This is a genomic window from Arthrobacter sp. TB 26 (assembly GCF_000427315.1).
In the GTDB taxonomy this organism is placed as follows: Bacteria; Actinomycetota; Actinomycetes; order Actinomycetales; family Micrococcaceae; genus Arthrobacter.
Map to the genome: position 1 here is coordinate 1 of NZ_AUPJ01000405.1, position 1,209 is coordinate 1,209.

Here is a 1,209-nt window from a genome sequence, read left to right on the forward strand (position 1 = left end):
CCCGCCCCGCCCTGGGACGAGGTGCTCGACTGGCAGGGCCCGGTGCTGACCACGCGCGCCCCTGTGGTGATCGACGTCGGGGCGGCCGGCAAGGGGCAGCTGGCGGACCTGTTGTCCGCTGAACTGCGTGGTGCGGGCGTCGGGGAGCACTTCATCGACGCGGGCGGCGATTTGCTCAACACCGGATCCGCGCCGGTCGACGTCGGCCTGGAGCATCCCTATGATCCGGACCGGGCCATTGGAATCGTCAGACTGGGTGCCGGCGCCCTCTGTGCGTCCGCCGCCAACCGGCGCGCCTGGGGCGACGGGCTGCACCACGTGCTGGACGGCACCACCGGGGCGCCGGTGCGCACCGTCGTCGCCAGCTGGGCGATGGCGGCGAGCGCCATGGTGGCCGACGCCCTGGCGACTGCCCTGTTCTTCGTCGAGGGGCCCCGTTTGCGGGCGGAATTCGACGTTTCCTGGCTGACTGTCCACTCGGATGGCCACGCGGAGTACTCAGCCGATTTTGAAGGGGTGCTGTTTTCATGACCGCCACAATCTCCACTCCCATCAGGTCGCGGCTGGACACGGCACTGGGACGGTTCACGATGTACCGGCTGGTCCTCTGGGTCCTGGGCGTGCTGGCCGGCTACAGCCTGCTGCTCGAGGTGCTCGGCTGGCTGACATTCGGGGTCCCTGAGATGATCGCCCACCTGGTGCTCTGCCTCGGCCTGACGTACGCGTCCAACCGGGCGCTCGCAGCCGTGTTCCACGTCCGTCCGCATTCTGAATCGTCACTGATCACGGGGCTGCTGCTGTACTTCCTCTTCTGGCCGACGCAGTTCCCGGCGGGGCTGCAGTACCTGGACCTGGCCGGTGTTGCCCTCGCCTGCGTGCTCGCGTCGGCGTCCAAATACGCGCTGGCCTGGCGCGGCCGACACCTTTTCAATCCGGCGGCGGCCGGGGCGTTCCTCACCGGGCTGACCGGACTCAACATCGCCACCTGGTGGGCCGCCACCCCGGCAATGCTCTGGCTGGTGTTGCCCGGGGTCCTGCTGGTGCTCTACCGGGTGCGGAAGCTGCTGATGGCGTCAGTGTTCACTGTGGTGGCGGTGTCCATTGTGGCCGTGGAACTGCTGCGCACCGGCATGGGGCCCGGCGAGGCGCTGTGGCAGACCCTGGCCCAGCGCCCGGTGCTGTTCTTCGTCGGCTTTATGCTGTCCGAGC

General features: G+C 68.9%; 1 protein-coding gene and 1 pseudogene. Both read left to right on the forward strand.

Features of this window, described 5'->3' with window-relative positions:
* Positions 1-531 (forward strand): FAD:protein FMN transferase (locus K789_RS0115670; RefSeq protein ID WP_024367580.1); only part of this gene is annotated, 531 nt, incomplete at its 5' end.
* Positions 528-1,209, forward strand: a pseudogene (locus K789_RS0115675) (oxidoreductase); the annotation flags it as partial. The gene K789_RS0115670 and the pseudogene K789_RS0115675, both read left to right, overlap by 4 nt.